This is a genomic window from Mesorhizobium sp. M8A.F.Ca.ET.181.01.1.1 (assembly GCF_004792025.1).
Taxonomy (GTDB): domain Bacteria; phylum Pseudomonadota; class Alphaproteobacteria; order Rhizobiales; family Rhizobiaceae; genus Mesorhizobium.
Window position 1 is genome coordinate 79,628 of record NZ_SRTV01000010.1, and the last position, 19,213, is coordinate 98,840.

General features: G+C 57.1%; 15 protein-coding genes and 1 pseudogene. 2 read left to right on the forward strand and 14 right to left on the reverse strand.

Annotated features, from left to right (window positions below):
- Positions 1–14: 14 nt before the first annotated feature.
- The 7 genes from EN824_RS28285 to EN824_RS28315 all read right to left on the reverse strand — a co-directional run bounded on the left by EN824_RS28285 (position 15) and on the right by EN824_RS28315 (position 9,148).
- On the reverse strand, positions 15–1,715 hold the full coding sequence (locus EN824_RS28285) for a thiamine pyrophosphate-binding protein (RefSeq protein WP_135932936.1): 1,701 nt from the start codon (positions 1,713–1,715) through the stop codon (positions 15–17).
- A complete protein-coding gene (locus tag EN824_RS28290) occupies positions 1,712–3,550 on the reverse strand; it encodes an ABC transporter ATP-binding protein (RefSeq protein WP_189522236.1) in 1,839 nt (612 codons plus the stop codon). Before EN824_RS28290 ends, EN824_RS28285 begins: the two co-directional genes overlap by 4 nt.
- Entirely contained in the window at positions 3,547–4,449 is a 903-nt protein-coding gene (locus EN824_RS28295; protein WP_135880840.1) for an ABC transporter permease, read from the reverse strand. The genes EN824_RS28290 and EN824_RS28295 overlap by 4 nt, the downstream gene beginning before the upstream one ends.
- Positions 4,446–5,417, reverse strand: coding sequence for an ABC transporter permease (locus EN824_RS28300; RefSeq protein WP_135880841.1), 972 nt, complete (start codon positions 5,415–5,417; stop codon positions 4,446–4,448). The genes EN824_RS28295 and EN824_RS28300 overlap by 4 nt, the downstream gene beginning before the upstream one ends.
- A 37-nt stretch (positions 5,418–5,454) precedes the next feature.
- Positions 5,455–6,894, reverse strand: coding sequence for an FAD-dependent oxidoreductase (locus EN824_RS28305; RefSeq protein ID WP_135880842.1), 1,440 nt, complete (start codon positions 6,892–6,894; stop codon positions 5,455–5,457).
- Between the two features lie 313 nt (positions 6,895–7,207).
- A complete protein-coding gene (locus EN824_RS28310) occupies positions 7,208–7,633 on the reverse strand; it encodes a RidA family protein (protein WP_135880843.1) in 426 nt (141 codons plus the stop codon).
- A 3-nt stretch (positions 7,634–7,636) separates the two neighbouring features.
- Positions 7,637–9,148, reverse strand: a complete 1,512-nt coding sequence (locus EN824_RS28315) for an aldehyde dehydrogenase family protein (RefSeq protein ID WP_135880844.1) — start codon at positions 9,146–9,148, stop codon at positions 7,637–7,639.
- Positions 9,149–9,941: 793 nt separating this feature from the next.
- Here EN824_RS28315 and EN824_RS28320 point away from each other — a divergent pair.
- Positions 9,942–10,550 (forward strand): MarR family transcriptional regulator, encoded by a 609-nt coding sequence (locus EN824_RS28320; protein WP_135917421.1) that lies wholly within the window; start codon positions 9,942–9,944, stop codon positions 10,548–10,550.
- Between the two features lie 18 nt (positions 10,551–10,568).
- On the opposite strand, the gene EN824_RS28325 is transcribed toward EN824_RS28320, so the two are convergent.
- From EN824_RS28325 to EN824_RS28355, 7 genes and pseudogenes are all read right to left on the reverse strand, one after another.
- Positions 10,569–11,495, reverse strand: coding sequence for an ABC transporter substrate-binding protein (locus EN824_RS28325; protein WP_135880846.1), 927 nt, complete (start codon positions 11,493–11,495; stop codon positions 10,569–10,571).
- Between the two features lie 10 nt (positions 11,496–11,505).
- Entirely contained in the window at positions 11,506–11,877 is a 372-nt protein-coding gene (locus EN824_RS28330) for a cupin (RefSeq protein ID WP_135880847.1), read from the reverse strand.
- A 1-nt stretch (position 11,878) separates the two neighbouring features.
- The gene (locus EN824_RS28335) at positions 11,879–12,538 is read right to left on the reverse strand and encodes a DUF2848 domain-containing protein (protein WP_135917419.1); all 660 of its coding nucleotides are present in this window, start codon (positions 12,536–12,538) and stop codon (positions 11,879–11,881) included.
- Positions 12,539–12,569: 31 nt separating this feature from the next.
- Positions 12,570–13,862: an amidase gene (locus EN824_RS28340; protein ID WP_135917417.1), complete on the reverse strand. Its 1,293-nt coding sequence runs from the start codon at positions 13,860–13,862 to the stop codon at positions 12,570–12,572.
- 550 nt (positions 13,863–14,412) lie between these two features.
- Positions 14,413–15,282, reverse strand: a complete 870-nt coding sequence (locus EN824_RS28345; protein WP_135917415.1) for an MBL fold metallo-hydrolase — start codon at positions 15,280–15,282, stop codon at positions 14,413–14,415.
- Between the two features lie 25 nt (positions 15,283–15,307).
- A pseudogene (locus tag EN824_RS36205) lies at positions 15,308–15,454 on the reverse strand (pseudoazurin); the annotation flags it as partial.
- 313 nt (positions 15,455–15,767) lie between these two features.
- Positions 15,768–16,955 (reverse strand): alpha-hydroxy acid oxidase, encoded by a 1,188-nt coding sequence (locus tag EN824_RS28355; protein ID WP_135917414.1) that lies wholly within the window; start codon positions 16,953–16,955, stop codon positions 15,768–15,770.
- A gap of 475 nt (positions 16,956–17,430) precedes the next feature.
- Between EN824_RS28355 and EN824_RS28360 the strand changes: the two genes are divergently transcribed.
- A complete protein-coding gene (locus EN824_RS28360; protein WP_210235465.1) occupies positions 17,431–19,194 on the forward strand; it encodes a thiamine pyrophosphate-binding protein in 1,764 nt (587 codons plus the stop codon).
- The last annotated feature ends 19 nt before the right edge of the window (positions 19,195–19,213 follow it).

Here is a 19,213-nt window from a genome sequence, read left to right on the forward strand (position 1 = left end):
GGGGGCCACAAGCGTCAGATGACAAGCTCTGTCACAACATCGACAAGAGCGGGGCGTCCGCTACGAACGATATCCATTGCTTTTCTCAAAGTGCTCTCTAGATCCTCCAGCCGTTCTATCGGGCCGAACGCCTCCAACCCGTATGATCGCGCCATAGCAGCGAAATCGATTTTCGGATCGGTGAAAACATTGCCCAGCAACGCATTTGCTTCAGCGCGGCCTCGTCGGGTCGCAACGCGCTGTCCGTGGGCCAGCGTATTTTTGTAAGCTCGGTTGTTGTCCATGATAATCAGCATGGGAAGATTTTGATTTGCGATTGTCCATAAAGCCGACGGGCAGAAAAGAAGGTCACCGTCGGAGATAACTGCAACTGGGACACTGCCGTCGCTAAGTCCAATAGCGCCGCCTATCGCGGCTCCTGGCATATAGCCACAGCCCCCTCCGCCCTCGCCGCCCAGATGCGCGCGGTGCTTGGTCATGTCGATCAGCTTTTTGTCCCACCCGTACATTGACCCAGTAACCAGGGTCCAATCGAGTTCAGAGAGGACCGTTTTCATAGTTGCGGCCAGAGTCGACAGTGAGATGCCCGTCTGTGTAGACACATCCTGGCGCCATTGCGCCCTCGCCTGATCGACTACGCCCTCGATCTGCGCGCGCCGGCGCCCGGATTGCTCGGCGACATCAGGAAAGTGAACGATCTCTTGGAGGATGGCCTTCAAGGCAGGCGCAGCCGCGGAGGTGACCTGCTCGCTGGCGCGCGGGAGCTTTAGGTAGTCCTGCGACCAAGAACGGATGCGTAAGTGCGCCGGGCTTATCCAGATCACTTCCGTCTCGGGACGGATATGGGGGAGAACGCGGCCGTCGCGATCTTCGACGTCGATCGCCAAGATCAGATCAGCTTGCGGCACTACTTTTTCTTCCAGATAGCTGAAATTGAGCCGGTGATTGGTCGGGAAGTTGAACCTCGCTCCGCAGTCGACTACCGGACACTCCAGTAACTCAGAAAGCTCACGAATCGAGTTGAAACCTTCAAGTGTCTCGCCAGCGAAATCGGTAACGATTACAGGTAGCGTAGCGCTTGCAAGACGGCTCGCAACAGATTGCGCATGCTCCCGACTGAGGGCCGGCGACGTCGGTGCGTTGTTTAGCTTGCGCCAGTGGGTAGACGCCGAACTTCCGATTGGGGCGTCCTGAACGGAAGTGTCGAAGCACACGTAGACCGGACCTTGCGGGACGGCTACCGAGGTCTGCCACGCCCGCCAAAAGCTCTCCGGCACCGACTCAACGTCGAGGGGCTGATCATCCCATTTTGTGTATTCTCTGATTTGCGCACCCTGATCATGCGCTGAATGGATCCAGTCGATCCATGGTCTACGTTCCTCCTTCGAGAGCGGGCCGGTACCACCAAGCACGATCATCGGCACTCGGTCGCACCAGGCGTCGAAGATGGCCATGGTCCCGTTCTGTAGACCGACGATGTTATGCAGAATGACGGCCATCGGCTTGCCCGTCGCTTTCGCATAAGCGTGTGCGGCAGCAACCGCGACGCCCTCCTGGGGACACATGATTGCCCTGAATTCGGACCCGAAATGGGCGAGCGAGTCGGTGATCCCTTTTACACTGAACCCGGGATTGAAGGTAATTGTATCGATGCCCGCCTCAAGAAGAAGCGACATCACCAAATCCGACCCATATTCAACAGATGTTCCCGTCAATTTATTTCCCCTTTGACCGATACACGCATTGGCGAGAACGCATTCTCATTATCTCCACACTGCAGATCAGGAATAGCCCGCAATAGCTCTCGCGAGTATTCCTGCAATGGGGAATTGAACAGCTGTTCTGTCGGCTGCTGTTCAACATCTTTTCCCAAATGCATCACCATGCACTTGTCAGCGAGAGATCTGATAACAGCCAAGTTGTGACTGACAAAAACAATGGCGGTGCCGCTTTTGTCCGAGAGATCTCTCAGAAGCTGCAAGACGTGGGCCTGAACCGATACGTCCAGGGCAGACGTGATTTCATCGCACAAGACGACCTTGGGCTTCGGTGCGAAGGCCCTAGCGATTGCAACACGTTGCTTCTGCCCACCGGAAAGCTCCGAGGGGTATCGATCCAGGATGCTAGTTGGGAGGGAGACCGATCGCATTGTCTCCACCACGATGTCATGCTGGTCAGATCGGCTGATCTTGCCTTCTCGGGCGAGGACCAGCGGACGCCGGATTAAGTCAAAAATGGTGTGCCTTGGGTTCAACGAAGTATCAGGATTCTGAAAGATGACCTGAATGCCGAACTTGGCAATCTTCGAACGCTTGCGGGCGGAGGCCGCAAGAACCTCTCCATCAAACTCGATCGAGCCGGAAAAAGGTTGAAGACCTGCGATTGCCCGCAGCAGTGTCGATTTTCCGCTCCCGCTCTCTCCAACGATGCCAATGATTTCCTTTGGCCGTAGCGTAAGCGAGACGTTGTTTACTGCTGGTTCTTTTTTGAAGAGATAATGGCACGAAATGTTACTCACCTTCAGGACCGGTGCAAGTGCGCTCAGGCCTGTTGCGCGTCCAGTATCGATCCGCGCCCTAGCCTGCTGGCCTTTCAGCGGGAACAGGCATTTAACAACGCCGCCGTCATTGCGCAAAAGATCGGGAATGTCTGTCTGTTCGCAAGCCTCGCGTTTGTAGGCGCAGCGATCAGAGAATGAGCACCGACCCAGTACAACGCTGGGGGGTGTCTGACCTGAGATCCCTTCGATCTTTGCGGGTATGCGAACGCTTGGAACTGCTCGGATCAAAGCGCTCGTATATGGGTGTTGCGGACGGTCAACGATCGCTGCAGTCGGACCATATTCAACCACACGCCCGTTGTACATTACCGCCAACTCGTCAGAGCATTCGCGCAGCAAAGCTAAATCATGGCTGACGTAGAGAGTGGCGACGTTATTCTCCGAGACCAACTCTCGGATGAGCGCCGAAATCCGAGCCTGGGTCGTAACATCCAGACCCGACGTTGGCTCATCAAGGAGCAGCAGGCGTGGTTTGCAGGCCATGGCCATCGCAATGCAGATGCGCTGGAGTTGTCCGCCGCTGAATTCATAAGAATAGCGACCAACAGCGCTCTCGGGATCTGGGATAGCAACAGATCTCAACAACTCAATGCATCGAGCGACAGCGTCGGCCTGGGAGATCGCGAAGTGCCGCCGGATCGTTTGAATGAATTGGTGACCGATGGTTGTAGCCGGGCTGAGGGCGCCATATGAGTCTTGGGAGACGTAAGCGATCTCCTTGCCCCAGATACCGCGCAGATCCTCTCGAGGCAGCACGAGAAGGTCGCGATCGCCCAGGAGTGCCTCTCCAGACGTGATTGCCACGTTGCTGCTTTTATAACCTATAGCAGCGAGTGCAGTGGTTGATTTGCCCGAACCTGATTCTCCAGCGAGACCAAGAACTTGACCCGCAAATAGCTTCAGGTCGACCTTCTCGACGACGTGGTTCAGTGTCCCCGACGATTGCCGGTAGGCAACAGACAAATTTCGGACGTCAAGGACCGCTGTCAAATCACTACTCTTCCGTTTTCGGAGGCTCCGACGACGCTCGCCAGTGCATCCGCGACAAGGTTGAACCCGACCGAGAGGATGGCGATAGCCAAACTGGGGGCCAAGGTTGCCCATGGATTGATGGAGATGAACCCTCTGGATTCGGCGACCATCAATCCCCAATCAGAGCTCGGCGGTTGAGCGCCGAGGCCCAGAAAACTCAGGGTAGCCACGAACAGAATTGAATAGGTAAGTCTGAGAGCGTACTCTGCTGAGGCAAGACCCATAACATTTGGGAAGACCTCACGAAGTAGAATCGCGAGAGTAGATTCGCCGCGCGCCTCGGCCGCCGCAACGTAGTCGTTCGTAATGATGCCCTGTGTGGCTCCGCGTATCACTCGGCCAATGCGAGGGATATAGACAATCGTCACCACAGCCACGAGGACCATTGGCGAAGTTCCCAGGGCACTAATTATAACAAGTGCTAGCAGCAGGGGCGGAACAGCGAGAAACAGATCAAATGTGCGAGTTATGAGCAGATCTGTTTTGCCCCCTTTGTAGGCGCCGTAGGTGCCGACACCGCCTCCAATGCAAAACGCCAGGGTGACGGCAACCAAAGGCACGAGCACAACTGTCCCGCCGCCGAAGAGGAGCCGGCTCAGGATATCCCGACCTAACTGATCAGTCCCAAAGAGATGAGCCAACGACGCGCGCTCAAGCGGCGCACCGACGCCGAGTTCGCTGTACGAATAGGGAGCGAACAGCGGGCCAAGCAGAATAACCAGGAAGATCAATGTGAGCGATGCTATTCCAACACGCCCCTGCACCGTGTGGAGCAGCGCGTGTTTGAAAATGGAAGACGGCTTGGCTGGTGCGTCCAGGGAACCCGTGACAGCGCCGCCCACTATAATCGTGCTCATGCACTACCCTTCCGCCTGCGCAGTTTCGGATTGAAATAGATCACCAGAAGATCGCAAACGAAGCTGATGGCGAGGAAAAGCGTGCCCATGACGACTGCTATCGCCTGCACCACGTTGGTGTCGCCGGAAGCCACAGCCTGGACGAGCAGCCGCCCAATGCCAGGAAATGCGAACACATTCTCGATGACGACTACCCCGCTAAGCAGATAGACGACATTGATGCCCACGGCGTTGACGAAGGGCACAGCCGCGCTGCGCATCGCATAGTCCCACAAGACAATGCTGCGACTCATGCCGCGCAGGATTGCGGCCTTGATAAAAGGCGCGCGTAGAGCTTCGGCAGCGGATGCGCGCGCGATACGACTCATATGCGGCACCATCACAACGACCAAGGTCAAAGTCGGCAAAACATAGGCTTGGATACGCTCCAGAACAGTCCCGTGGTCTGCGAGCGTGCTGTCGACCGGCACCAGGCCTAGGCACAGAGCAAATACGAACATCAATATAATGGCCACGACGAATTCTGGGATGCCGGCCAGGATCACTGTCAGGGAGAGAAGACCCACGTCCGTGGCAGTACCCCATTTCTTAGCCATCAAGAGCCCCAGCCAAACGGATATGGGCAGGGCGAGAGCGAGTGCGACAACTGAAAGCGCAAGGGTGTTGCTGATCCAAGGGATGACAACCTCGCTCACCGGCCGGTTGTTCACCGCGGACATTCCCCAGTCGAGGCGGACGAAGTGCCAGAGCCACGTCAGGAACCTGAATACCAATGGCTGGTCAAGCCCGTTCTGGATGATGAAATTGTTGATTGCGTCGGTGCTCGCTTCGCGGCCCAGCGCATTCATTGCCACTGCTTCAGGCGAACGAATACTGGTCGCGGCAAATGTCACGATACTGATTATAAGTAGCGCAAGCAAAGCCGAACCGACCTGCTTCAATGTTTCGCTTAATGCTCGCATCTGCATCCTCTGTCCGGTAGTCCCGATTGCCCAGAGCGGAACGTCAATGCTTTGGCGCAAGACGACTCAGAAGAGACACAAACTTAGTGGGCTTCTTCTGTGAATCGTCCGATTTCTCTTTAGCCGTCACCGCCGCCTGTACGAGCTTGCCCCCGAGATAGCGGAAAGGTTCGGGTGGAAATTTCTCAGCCGGCCGGTCTACAAGGCCGCATTCCGACCACTCGTTCTTTAGCTCCAAGGCCATCGAAGATAGGATGCGTCCGCCAATATGGGACAATGCGACTCCATAGCCGCTCCAGCCAACGCCATAGGATACATTCTTGTACTTCCCAAAGCGGCCGAAGAAGGGAAGCCCCGTCGGCGTCATGTCTATCGGCGCGGTCCAATTGTGAGAGATCTTTACGTCAGCCAACATCGGGAATATTTTTTGGAAGGCTTCCGCGGTTTCACGAGAATGTTTTGGGGACGAGTCGTAGCGGTCGCCGAACCAACCTCCGAATGCAAGTCCTCCCCCGCCGCGACCGAAGTAAATTCGGCCGTCCGGGGTAGTGCGATAAACCTGGATGCGCTGGCGCGCGTTAATAACGCCGGTGCCGTTAGTCCATCCCAACTGAGCCAACCTTTGCGGAATCGGGCTGGTAGCAAGCAGGTCAGCCGCAATAACTACGATTCTTCCCTTGACTGCGGGGTGGTTTGCTGACCAGGCATTGTTGGCCAACACAACCTGGGGTGCCGAGATCGTGCCGTTTTTCGTGACGACCACAGCCGGGTTAGCGTCTCTGATCTCGAGCATGGGCGAATTTTCATATACCCTCACTCCCAATTCGATTGCCCGTCTACGGAGTCCGCGAACCAGATAACCGGGGTGAAGAGTAGCTGCGTTCGGATCATAGACGCCAGAAAGGTGGGTATTGGTCCCGATCCGCTCCTGAATCTCTTTCGCGCCTAAGAGTGTAAACCTCTGCTTGCCGAGCTCTTCAAGCTTGCGGACCGTTGCCTCCCAACGTCCTACATGTGCTGGCGTGGACGCAGCCCACATCCAGCCATCTTTCCGCGGTTGTGCCTCCGGGCAATGCGTTTCACAGAAACTTATGACCTGCGCCACCGCATCTTCGCTCGCTATGCAAAGCTTTAACGCCTCCTCCCGACCAAGGACCTCTTCCAGCGTTAAGATCTTGAGCCACCATGGCATGGCAAACCCGGCATTGCGCCCCGAGGCGCCGGAGCCGCACGTCTTGCGCTCCACAAGCGCTACGTCGAGCGACGGTTGAAGCCGCTTCAGCTCTAAAGCTGTCCACAAGCCGACATAACCGCCGCCTACGATTACAACGTCAGCTTTATGATTGCCGCTAAGAGGGGCATTGCCAGGAAAATCGTCGCCAAAAGCTTGGTCAAGCCAAAGCGGGCGGCGCTTTCCCAGATCGATAACACTAGGGGCGCGCAGCGTCAATGGTGTTACAGCTTGACCGTTTGGACTTGCCATTTGTACTAACTTTCCAATCTTATCGAACTGACGATCACAGTAGTAGTAACTGTCGGGCGCCTATCTAACTCAACTTCATCTTTCGCCTGCAGAGGCGACATCTGGGCTCGCTCGATCCAGCCGGGAGAGGACTCAAGTCGCCCCTTCAAACATCAAGCGAAGAAGCCTTCATGGTCTCAACCTCTCCGCTCGTCGTATGCCAAGGTGCAATATCTACCTACCGTCTCGCCGCATGCTCATCCCTTCCGACGAGATAATTAACATACAATATTAATATGAATTTCGTAGCTGTCAAGCATTTACTCGCGTCAATTCACTTTGCCCCGACTGCCGCAGTCGCTTCCAATTCCAACCGGATAGCGGGGTCTGCAAGGGTGGTGATAAGGAGAGTTGACGCAAAAGCCCGGCGTTCCGGGTACTTGTCTACTTTACTCCTTAGAAAGGCCTCCCGCCGGCCCACGTAAGGTTCTCGCTCAGAGGCGTTGGTGATATATTGGTTCAGCCGAACCAGATTATCGAACGAGCTTCCAGCCCTTTCGAGTTCCGAGATTAGACGGGCGAAGGCGAGTTCCGTCTGCTCTTCGAGTCCGGGAACTGGATTGCCATCGTCGTCGACGTGCCCGACGATGCCTGAGAGAAAAACGAAGCCGCCAGATACGCACCCGCTGCTCCAAGGCATCGTATCGCGGCCTATGCGGAACGGTCCAAGCCCTTTGGGCAAAATACCAACTTCAGTCACGATCTATCCTCCGATACGAACGTTGAGCGCCTTGAGCTGCGCATAGCTAAACAGCTCCTCCAATCCATCCTCGTGTCCGATGCCGGAGTTTTTGTAGCCGCCGAACGGAACGCCTTCGAATTGCGAGGAGGAATCGTTGATCCACACGTAACCGGCCTGTAATGCGTGCGCGAGCCGATGAGCGGTCCCGATATCGCGACTCCAGACGGAACCCGTGAGCCCGAAGGTGACGGAGTTGGCGATCTGGACTGCCTCATCGAGGGTGTCGTAACCTATTATCGATAGAACTGGTCCAAAGACCTCTTCGCGCGCCAGGCGACTTTCGGGACGAACGTTGGTGAAAACGGTCGGCTTGTGATAGAGGCCAGGCCCGCAGCCCGTGTGAGGCTCACCACCGGTCACGAGTTCGGCGCCCTCGCTTTTGGCGATGTCCACGTACATCCGTGTTTTCTCGAACTGCGCCTGAGAGGCGAGCGTTCCCATCCTGGTGGTGGGCTCAAATGGATCCCCGATCACAATAGATTCAACCTCCGCCTTAACCAGAGAGGCGAACCGCTCCTGCTCGGAACGGGGCACGATTGCACGGGTCGTCGACATGCAGGACTGGCTCTGCCAGCCCACGAAATTCATTCCTTTTACGACGCCGACTGCAGCGGCTTCGAAGTCGGCGTCAGGAGCAACGATCAGTGCATTCTTGCCGCCAAGTTCCAACGTGATATTCTTTACTGCAACAGCGGCGGCGTCGCGCTGAATGGCCATCCCGACTTGTGAGCTGCCGATGAAGCCAATTCTCTTGACTGCCGGATGTCGGACAATCGCTTGCGGACACTCCGCCCCCTTCCCGACGATCACATTGAGCAATCCCGGCGGAAGATGTTCTGCAAACAATTCGCCCATACGCAAAGCCGAAAGAGCGGCGTTCTCAGAAGGCTTCATGATAAGGGCGTTGCCCGCGACCAGAGGCGCGCCGATCTTTTGACCCGCGAACAACACTGGATGATTGAACGCGTTGATGCGTGCGACCACACCGTAGGGCTCATACCGGGAATAGCAAAGGTGCGTATCCGCGACCGGGTAAGTCCGTCCAGTCAGGCTCAGGCCGAAATTCGCCATCATCTCTAGCGTGTCGGCTGCGGCATCCACGTCCGCAAGCATAAAGGAATACACGTTTCCGACATCAATGGCGTCGAGCGCAGCGAGCTCCTTGCGGTGCTCCCGGAGTACCGTCGCAAGCTTCCTTACAATGGAAGAGCGCTCCTTGACGGGCATGCGGCCCCAATCAACCTGAGCTTTGGCCGCGCTCGCAACCGCAGCTTCGACATCGCGCTCACGCGCATCGGGCAGTTGGCATATCATGGCGCCGGTGACGGGACTGAAGTTCTCAAACTCCTGCCCTTCCAACGCGCCAGTGATCTTACCGTCTATCACCAACCCCCACTTTCGTGCACCGACCATCGATGTGGTTGACGACAGCGTTGGTTCTGACGCTTCAAAAGCTGCGGAATCGCGAACCATCTGAATGAAATCTCCTCCAAAACACCAACTGTTATATCCATAACTAACATATCATTTTGATGTTTTGTCAACTAGCAATTTCCCTGGCTGATGCCGCTCGTTGAAACAGGTGAAGCGCTTAACCTCTGCGTCACGTCTGGCACCGCGTCATGACATTGCGACCGACTTGCACACCACGTGACATGAGATGGCATCGAGCTTTGGAAGGGCACAGTGTGATCATAATCGGACTGCGCTGGGACATTCACGAGCCCACAACGGGGCTTTGGCTCAACACTATGCCTGGGAGGCATCAGTTCATCAGATCAAGCCAATCGGGCAGATCCCCAGCGTGACAGATCGAAGAAACCAATGCCGATGCTATCAATGCAGGAGATCTGACCGCATAAAGGGGGCGGAACCTCCCCCCTTCGACGCCAAGCTCGTTGTCACTAAATTCCACTGACGCAACTGCTTGCCGCAGCCCTCGCCGCCGCTGACGGTGCGTCTGCCCGATTCCCTCTTGACCAGGACTTCAATACCTTTCTAATTTGGAGAATGTTTAACATTAATTCAGAAGCTTTACGAAAGCTCTGGGAATGGGGAGTTGGATACAGGGCGCATTGTTGCGTTGTCCGTTGTTGCCACAGCAGAAAGCCACGCACCGGATACCGTTGAATAGCTGCCAGAAAACTTTCCAGATTTGATATCAAGATACCTTTCAGGTACCAGTTCCTAGAACCTGACTCGCTCTGGTCTGCCGTCGTTGGCGCTTGGGCAAGAAGGTTCGGGGTGGTTTATCCGGAGGACATGAGTGCCAGAGATCAAGCAGAAGTTGGCTACAACCGGGGTTGCGGCAAAGACGAAGACCGTTGCCAGCATCAAGCAGACTGAATTTTCTGCGCCGTTGACAGTCTCCAATCCCACTTTACTCGTTGACGGCAGCGACGACAGCTTCCGTCATGTCGTATACCTGTTTGCCGAAGTTCTCGGAAAATTGACTGTTTGCCGAGAGGCGTTCGGTCGGCAGATCGGGCTGACCGGTTCCCAGTTTGCCGTCTTGTTCGGAGTGGCCTATCGACAAGGTGAGCAGGGCGTCACCATAAAGCGGCTGGCGCAGTATGTTCATCTGGCACCAACGCACGTGACGACCGAGGTGGGCCGCTTGATTCGCGGTGGCCTGCTCGTGAAGCGCTCGTCGGATGACGACAGGCGCAGCGTGCTTGTCAGTCTGACCGCGGAAGGCGAAAAGACGGTTAAATCTGTCGCACCTTTCGTCACCAAAGTTAACGACGTTCTGTTTGAAGGAATGACGGCGGCCGATCTTGCTTCGGCCGAATCGCTCTTCACTCGTCTTTCTCGCAACAGCGAGTTGGCGCTGGCGCAACTCAAGGTCGCGGAGCGGGAAAACCCGATCGACTGAGCAGCCATCCGCCAGCGGTCAGACGTCGCTGAAGGCGCTTGTCCGGCTCGCCACCACATCCTCGTAGGCGAGATCCTGCGAAGCCAGATTCATGTGCCGTGCGAACCTGCTCATTCCCGCGACGGTCTTGCGGGAGATGCGGTGATCGTAGAATGGCAGATCGCGCTTGATCAGCGTTGTAATGAGGCCGGCTTCGTTTGCCGGGAACAGCGCTGCGCCGACCTGGGCCGCCACATCCGGATTTTTATGCAGATGGGCGTGGGTATCGACGATCGCCTGCACGATCGCCTGTGCGCGTTTCGGGTCTTCCGCGACGAACTCGTCGCGAACCGCGATCGAGGCGAAAGTATAATCGAAGGCCTCGGAAGGACCGTCACCCCGCCTCACGTCAAGAATGACCTTGCCGATGCCCCTGGTTGTAGCGATCTCGGCTGCCATGCCATTAGCCCAGAATCCGTCGATCAGGCGAGCCTCGAGCGCCTTGGCGGCATTGAGACCGAAGTTGACGGTTTGGCCGGGCTGCGATGGAACCGGAGCGATCGTTACCCCGTCGCGTTCGATGTCGATACCCGCTTCAGCGAGCAACCCACGCAATCCGGTTTCCACCCACGGCGCCGCGCCGATCCTTTTGCCTTTCAATACCGAAAGGTCGCCGCGTTGCGCGGCATAGTCGGCGTGCATGACCAGGAACCAGTACATGCCTTGCGCTTGCGCGCAGAGGAGTTTCACCCCCTTGAAGTTCGGAAAGGCGGCCAGCGCCGAATGTGCGGATCCGGCGACTATGTCGATCTCACCGTCCCGCAGCGCCTTGTAGGAACGGTCTACTGGGAACATCAGGTCCAGGGAAACATCCAACCCGTTATCGCGGAAATGGCCAAGCTCTATCGCGGCTTCCGCCGGAAAGTAGGAGTTCGACACCATGTCGGGCACGGCAAGCTTAAGCATGGCAAACTCCTTATTGGAACCAGTGCGTTTCAAGCAGGAGACAGCCGCCATCCGACTTGAAGGGGCCGTGATAGACGCCGGGCGGCCGAACTGCGTAAGTATAGCCCTCGAATTTCTCCCCCCCCTTCCCGTCCGTGTCGTTACCGACAATGAGATCCCCTGAAACGAGGAAGACTTCCTCCCAGTAAATGTGGACGAATGGCGAGGTCGTATAGACGCCCGGGTCGAAACGCAGCAGCCGGGTCCGATTACCCTTGCGCGCCACCTCGTCAAGTCCGCCGGAGAGAATCTTCTGCTTGATGCCCGATGGGTAGCCATCCGGGGTGTGCCAACCCTCTTCAAGGTCGACGATGGCAAATTCCTCGTGAAGCTTTTCTGTCATCTCATCCTCGCACAGGCAGCGTGATTACGTCGTAGGCAGCGGTGATTGTCTCACCGGTTAATGGATCGCGCATCTCCATCTCGAACCGCTGGGACGGCTGCAAGCCGCCACGAACAGGGAGCGTGCCGCAGAACATGGCAGACCCTTCGCTCAGACCCTTACCGCCGAACCCAAGCACCACCAGTTCCCCAGGTGGGCGCATGGTGCTAAGCGTACCCTCCTGGTAGAGACGCCGTTCGCCGTCGACATTGATATGCGAGCGGATTTCGATGTCATCCCATCTGTCTTTGATGTCCGCGAAGCGCCAGAGTGTCGAACTTACTGGTTTCGCGCAAAGTTGCTTCGAGAGCGTCACGCCGATTGTTTCTGCCTTGCGGTCGGTATGATCGGAACCGACGCCTACCCAAAGCTGGCCACCGAGTGTGACCAGCACCGGCTCCACCTCCCCGCTCGAGGCATCACCCATCACTTCGATCGAGTGACTGACGGTCAAGAGCGAGGCAGAAACCCGGTAGAAAATCGGCGTGGAGGTGGGCCTGGCAACGCCGATCGCCTCTAGTTCGTGGATGTGTTTTTCGACGGCATCACGGTTTCTGCCAGTCCATCCGGCGATCGTCAGATCTTTGACATCCCTCGGATCGAGCGTTCTCGTTTGGATCAAGTGACCCCCTCCTTCTGTTTCAACGCGGTCATTATTCGCCCAGACATGCCTCGACCGATCGGGCCATGGCCAGCAGTCGCCTGTCCCGGCCAGATTGCCCGATCATCATGAGAGCAGCGCCAGGCAGGCCTTCGACAGGCAACGAAATGGCGGGCAGATCGAAGAAATTCGCGATCGCCGTGTTGCGCAACAGGAGTGCATTGCGCTCCGTGAAACCTGCCGCACTTGCTACTTGCTCCAGCGTCGGTGCCACGATCGGAACAGTTGGCATGACGAGCACATCGCAGTCGGCCGCGCTCCGGCCGACTGAAGCGGCAAGCGCGCCACGTCCACGGATCATATCGATGTAATCGGCGGCGCCGATCGTCTTGCCGCGTTCGATCCGCACCAATATGTTCGGATCTATGCGGGAAGCCTGGCTCAGCCTGTGGCGGTGCAACGCGAAGGCTTCGGCGGTTGCAATTCCGCCCTTGGCATTGACCTCGCGCATGCCGTCGAGTTCAGTCAGTATGACATCTGTCACGCGACAACCAGCGGCCGCCAACGCCTGCAAGGCGCGATCGAACGACTCGGCAATCGCCGCATCTATGCCCTCGAAGGGCAAACCTTGGACGACGCCGACGCGCAGCCCCGCCAGCGGCACCGCAGCCTGGTCGTCTTCGACGCCGGCCAGAACCGCGTCCGCCGAAGCGCATGCGTCGACCGTGCGGGCGATCGGACCCACACAGTCCAGACTTTCCGACAAAGGAAAAGCACCTCCGGTGGAAATCCGGTTGCTGGTCGGCTTGAAGCCGACCAGGCGGCATAGGGCGGCCGGTATCCGTGTCGAGCCTCCGGTATCAGTGCCAATCCCGATCTCGCAGAAATCGCGGGCTACCGCCACGGCGGCGCCTGACGATGAGCCCCCCGGGACCCGGCTGGTGTCGAGTGGATTGCGTGGCGTTCCCAGATGCGGATTGGTGCCGACGCCCGAGAATGCGAACTCGCTCATATTCGTCTTCGCGACGATGATCACGCCCGCTGCCCGCATTCGGTTCACAGCAACCGCATCACGGGTCGCAACCTTGCCTTCGCCGGCGAGAACCACAGAACCTGCGCGGGTCACCTCGCCGGCGACATCAAAAAGATCCTTGATTGTGACGATCGCCCCGTCGAGCGGCCCGAGACTGATACCAGCCTTTGCACGCGCATCCGCTGCCGTTGCCGCGGCGCGCGCAGCCTCAAAGTACACGGTGGGGCAAGCCACCATGCCGTCTAGATTTGGGTCCCCGATGGCGGCAATCGCCCGGTCTAGCCGCTCGACCGCAGCGCACTTCCGATCCATTGGAGACCTCGATATCTCTAAATTTTACATAGGAACATACATACCTAATGAACATAATCCTGTTGCCGGCAGTCTGTCTAGCTTTTTCCGGCGGCGACAATCTAACCGTCGGTCCTAGGCTCAGATAAAGAAGGCACGCTGGCAGGATTTGGCCGACACGCATTAGGCAGATAATCAAGGCCGTCGGCGCCAACCTTTGGTACCTGCTGCCCTATTCCCGGTGATGCGCTGGCGATCCGACAGTCTGGCACGGCTGAGACATAACCGACCACACGTCACGTCGCTCGGACTGAAGCTCGAGGCCGTTCGAGTGGGAATACCACAGATTGACGATGGCAAAGTGCGCGCATACGTCGAGCTACACATCGAGGAGGGACCAATCTTAATCAAAGGAAGGAACTCTCGAGTGCGCTCGTTACAGGCATTCGGGGAAGCGTCCGCTATCGGAACCCACACATCCTAGGCGAATATGCACATGGAGCCTTTCCTCCTGAAATGCCTCCGCCTCCTGTCGCTCGGAACAGAGTTCCGCTGGGTCGCGGTGTCACTTCTAACGTACGAAAGAATAGCGAAACCGGTCGCCGTCCGCCTCGATTCGTCCGACCGTCGGATTTGGGAAATGGATCGGCAGAACCAAGGTGCCGGTTCCGGCAACCGATGCCAGGAAGTTTCGGCGCGAGCGGATGCCAGCCTTTGGGTCCCAGTCGAAGTTTGTCGACCATTCCGGTTCGCGGCATTGCAGGGCGTGGTGGAACAGGTCGCCGGTGACTACGGCACTTTGGCCCCTCGAGCGGATATTGACGCAGCAATGGCAAGGAGAATGGCCGGGTGTCAGCGTCAGAGACACGGTATTGTCGAGCTCATAGTTTTCGTCCACCAGAAGTGCCTGCCCCGCCTCAACGATCGGCTCACAGTTGAAACGCCAGACGTTGTCGAGCGTATTGTCGCCTTGCCGGGTCTCAGCTTCCCTGGCGGCGTACTCGCCCTTGTGGAAGACGTATTTGGCATTCGGAAACGTCGGTACCCAGCGCCCGTCCTTGAGGACGGTGTTCCAGCCGCAGTGATCGATGTCGAGATGAGTGCAAAAAACGTAGTCGATGTCCTCGAAGCGCAGGCCCGCGGCACGGAACCCGTCCAGCCAGGGCTGTTTCGGAAAGTCCATTGGAGCCGAGTAGCCCTTGTGGTCGCCGGTGCAGGTGTCCACCAAAATGGTGTGCTTCGGCGTGCGCACGACGAAGCTCTGATACGTGATAACCATTCGGCCAGATGCCTTGTCGAAAACGACCGGGTCTAGTTCGGCGATGTGACGCCGCCCGATCTCCGGATCATAAGCTGGGAACATGTCCTCGGGTCGGCGCCAAGGGCCGTCCCGTTCTATTATGCTGGTAATTGTTACGTCCCCTATTCGAAGCGTCTGCATGCTACCTTCCTCCGAGATATGGCCTTTTGTCCGTTGCCCCGAATGTCACCGTGTCGCCGGGTGCTACCCTCAGGAACTCCGGCTCGAAGTGCTGAGCCCGCCCGGTGGTTCCCTTGTTCAGCATCTGCACTTGATGCTTGCCCGACATGTCGCCACCACATGCGGCTGCCACGGTGAGATCGAAAGTGCTCTGTTCATCGGATCTGTCCCTCAGTCTTTCTTGAGCCAGCCCTATCGGTTCCAGAGGACCGACAGCGTGCTTCGCGGGGCGCTCTCTGCGCTGGCACAACCTCGTTTCACATCGCTTGACGTTGCGTTGGCGCAAAGAACCAACGAGCTTCGATCCGCTACTCGGGATCTTCCAGGAAAGCAGCGCGCGTATGGCAGCTCCGCATACAGACAATAGGCCGGGTGATTGGCGCGGAGAGCGTTGTGCGACGCTGGCCGGCCCATATCCGGGTGTTCATTCACCACGAGATGCGACGCTACCGATGCTGGTCCTGGCCCGTAGAGAGGGCATTCCGCAATGCGTTATCTGCAAAAATGAATTTATCCACCTCAGCCGGCGTACGACATCCAAGATAGGCCAAAGTTTTTTCAAACTCGTCAGCCAAGAGCCTGAAGACTTTTGCGACGCCGGGCTGCCCAGCAACGGCAGCGCCGTAAAGCGGAGCGCGACCAATAAGAACCATAGCCGCGCCAAGGCCCAAAGCCTTTGCAATATCACTTCCACGCCGCACTCCGCCGTCAACAAGTATAGGTATACGCTTGCCCACTTCAGCAGCGATTTCCGGCAGCATCTCGACTGAGGAGACGGCTGAATCGAGAGCTCGCCCTCCATGATTGGAGACCACAATCGCGTCGGCGCCACAGGCAATCGCTTTTTGAGCGTCCTTGCGACTGAGAACGCTTTTAACAATTAGTCTTCCCGGCCATACATCTCTAATTTTAGCAATCTCATCCCAGGTCATCGCCTCATGTCGGTCTGGTATCGCTGCATTGCCTAAAATTGATTGATACCGTTGCGGATGATTGGCGTGATACCAAATTCCTTTCTTTGCTAATTGCTGTGCCGCAACGCCCAACAACCAGCGCGGCCGGCGAACAGCATCAATGCTGGTGCGGGTGCTCAATCGGAACGGTATTGAGAATTTGTTTCGTTCATTATGTTCTCTCGATCGCCCCAGCGCCTGATCGATAGTGACCACCAATGCCTCGAATCCGAGGTCACGCGCGCGCGCGATCATCTCGTAACAATAGTGTGTCTCCCTCCACATATATATTTGAAACCAAAGTCGGCCGCCGGCTTCTCTCGCGACGGTCTCCATACTGGCATCAGACGTCGACGCGAGCGTGAACGGAATCCCAGCCTCTGCCGCAGCTTTCGCAATAGCAACCTCGCCGCTGTACCAACAAAAACCTCCCATACCGGTTGGAGCAGTGGCGAGGGGTAGCGAAAGTGGCATCCCAAACAACTGGGTGCTCATATCGCGCTTGGAGAGGTCGACCAGAAACCTAGTCTGCAGCTTGATCTTTCTGAAAGATTCGATGTTGTCGTTAAGCGCAACCCCGTCTTCGGACCCTAAGTCAATGAATTCAAACAGAAATCTTGGCAATCGGCGCTTCGCGGCTAGCCTGAAATCCGAAACGGAGAGGCATTCCGTCAAACGCATATCGGTTTCCTCTCACCCTTATGCACCCTTATGGCAACTTCGAGCATAACAATAATGCCCCCCCGCAAGGGCAGCCGACATTGGCTAATTACCTACTTAACTATGCTATTTCGCAACATGTCAACGGCAGATAAATACCAGCCAATAGGTGGAGCAGACCAGGCCACGTGTGACGCCAGCATGTGACCGGGGGAGTGCGGTGCTGAGGTCGTCGGCACCGCTGCTATGGACGGAGCCCCGCGACGATGAAGACAGCGCCGATGCCGAATATAGCGTCGGCGGATCGGAGTGTTCGACAGTTGGATCGACAGGTCTCCGATGCTGCTTATCCGTAGCACGAGTCCTGTCGATGCAACCAAACGGCGGCCGCGGATCGATGGAATGCACACCGCTATTGCACATTAGGACGATAGAAAGCTATCATAATGCATATGAAATTTAGCTTCATAAATAAGCTTTTTTGGGAGGGCACTAGGTGCGCCAGTCGGAGTTGCAAGCGGGGATCGTTTCCGAGCCGAGCCCCGAGTGGGGAAGCGATGTCGCCGCTGCCATGCTGCGACATCTCGGGATTGAGTATGTGACCATGAACCCGGGGGCCAGCTATCGGGGGTTGCACGACAGCCTTGTCAATTTCCTCGGTGATGAGCGGCCGAAAATGTTGCTTTGCCTGCATGAGGATCATGTAATCTCAATCGCTCACGGCTACGCGAAAGTGCGCGATAGGCCTATGGGGGCTATTCTCCATAGCAACGTCGGCCTGATGCACGGTCTCATGGGCATTTTCAACGCCTATTGCGACCGCATGCCCATGATCGTCGTGGGCGCTACCGGCCCCATTGAACCCGAGAAACGGCGACCCTGGATCGACTGGATCCATACGGCGAAGGATCAGGGAGCACTCCTACGGGATTATGTGAAATGGGACGACGAGCCGCGGTCTACGCACGGCACAATCGAGGCATTTCTCCGTGGCATGCAGTTAACGCAGACTGAACCAAAAGCGCCGGTCTACATCTGCCTCGATGCGGGTATGCAGGAAAGCCGTCTGACAAAGCAGGTGGAGCTTCCTCCGGCGCGTTACGGTACGGCGCCAGCTGCCGTTGCGGATGCGGCTACGGTGAGCAGGATCGCGAATCTTCTGAACGCCGCGACACACCCCCTCTTCCTTATCGGACGTGGATCGCGATCTCAAGCGGACTGGGACCGCCGTGTCGAACTCGCCGAATTCTTTGGCGCAACGGTGGTGACGTCGGTTCTCGAGCGTGCTGTTTTCCCGACATCGCATCCGCTTCATGTTTTGCCGCCAATCTCCATTTTGGGTGGAAATTTCAAGGATGAGGTTGCGGCCGCGGATGTGATCTTGAGCTTGGACTGGCCGGACCTCAACGGCCTGTTGCGCGGCGTAAGTTCTGAAACCCACAAGATACAGGCGACGATCATTAACGTATCACTGGATAGCCATCTACATCGGGGCTGGAGCATGGATTATTTCGGGCTTCCCCCAGTCGATGCGCCGGTGCTGGCAAACTCTGACAGATTTGTCGAGCAACTGCTCGACGCCACGCGCTCCCTGACCCGAGGAAGCTCCGTCAGTTATCCCGCGTCCACGTCGCCATCAGGGGACTACTCCCCCGGCCCGGGAATACATCCCCACGATATCGAAGTTGCCCTGCAACGTGCTCGAGGTGATCGCGAATTGACGCTGGCCCACTCAAATCTGAGCTGGGTTGGAGACGTTTTCGATCTTCGTGGGCCGCTGGATTTTCTTGGTCACGACGGAGGCGGCGGCCTGGCTGCAGGCCCCGGCCTGACGGTTGGAGCCGCGCTCGCGTTGAAAGATACGAGCAGACTGGTTGTGGGCGTCCTGGGCGATGGCGATTTTCTCCAAGGTGTTACGGCTCTTTGGACCGCTGCACATTATCAGCTGCCGGCGCTCTTTATCGTCAGCAACAATCGATCGAATTTCAATGATGAGCTGCACCAGGAGGCGGTTGCGAAGGTTAGGTCACGTGAAACCGCAAACCGCTGGATTGGTCAGCGCATCGATGATCCTGCCGTTGACCTCAGTGCAATGGCGCGCAGCCAAGGTGTGCAGGCAGAAGGCCCAGTTGAAACCATCGAAGATCTCGAGAGTGCGATCGCGCGAGGGCTCGATGCAGTGAGAGAAGGACGGCCTTATCTCATCGATGTGCTCGTTGGCGCGACCTACGCCCCTCCCTCGATGATGTCGCGCGGCTGAACGTTCGACCAATCGTCAT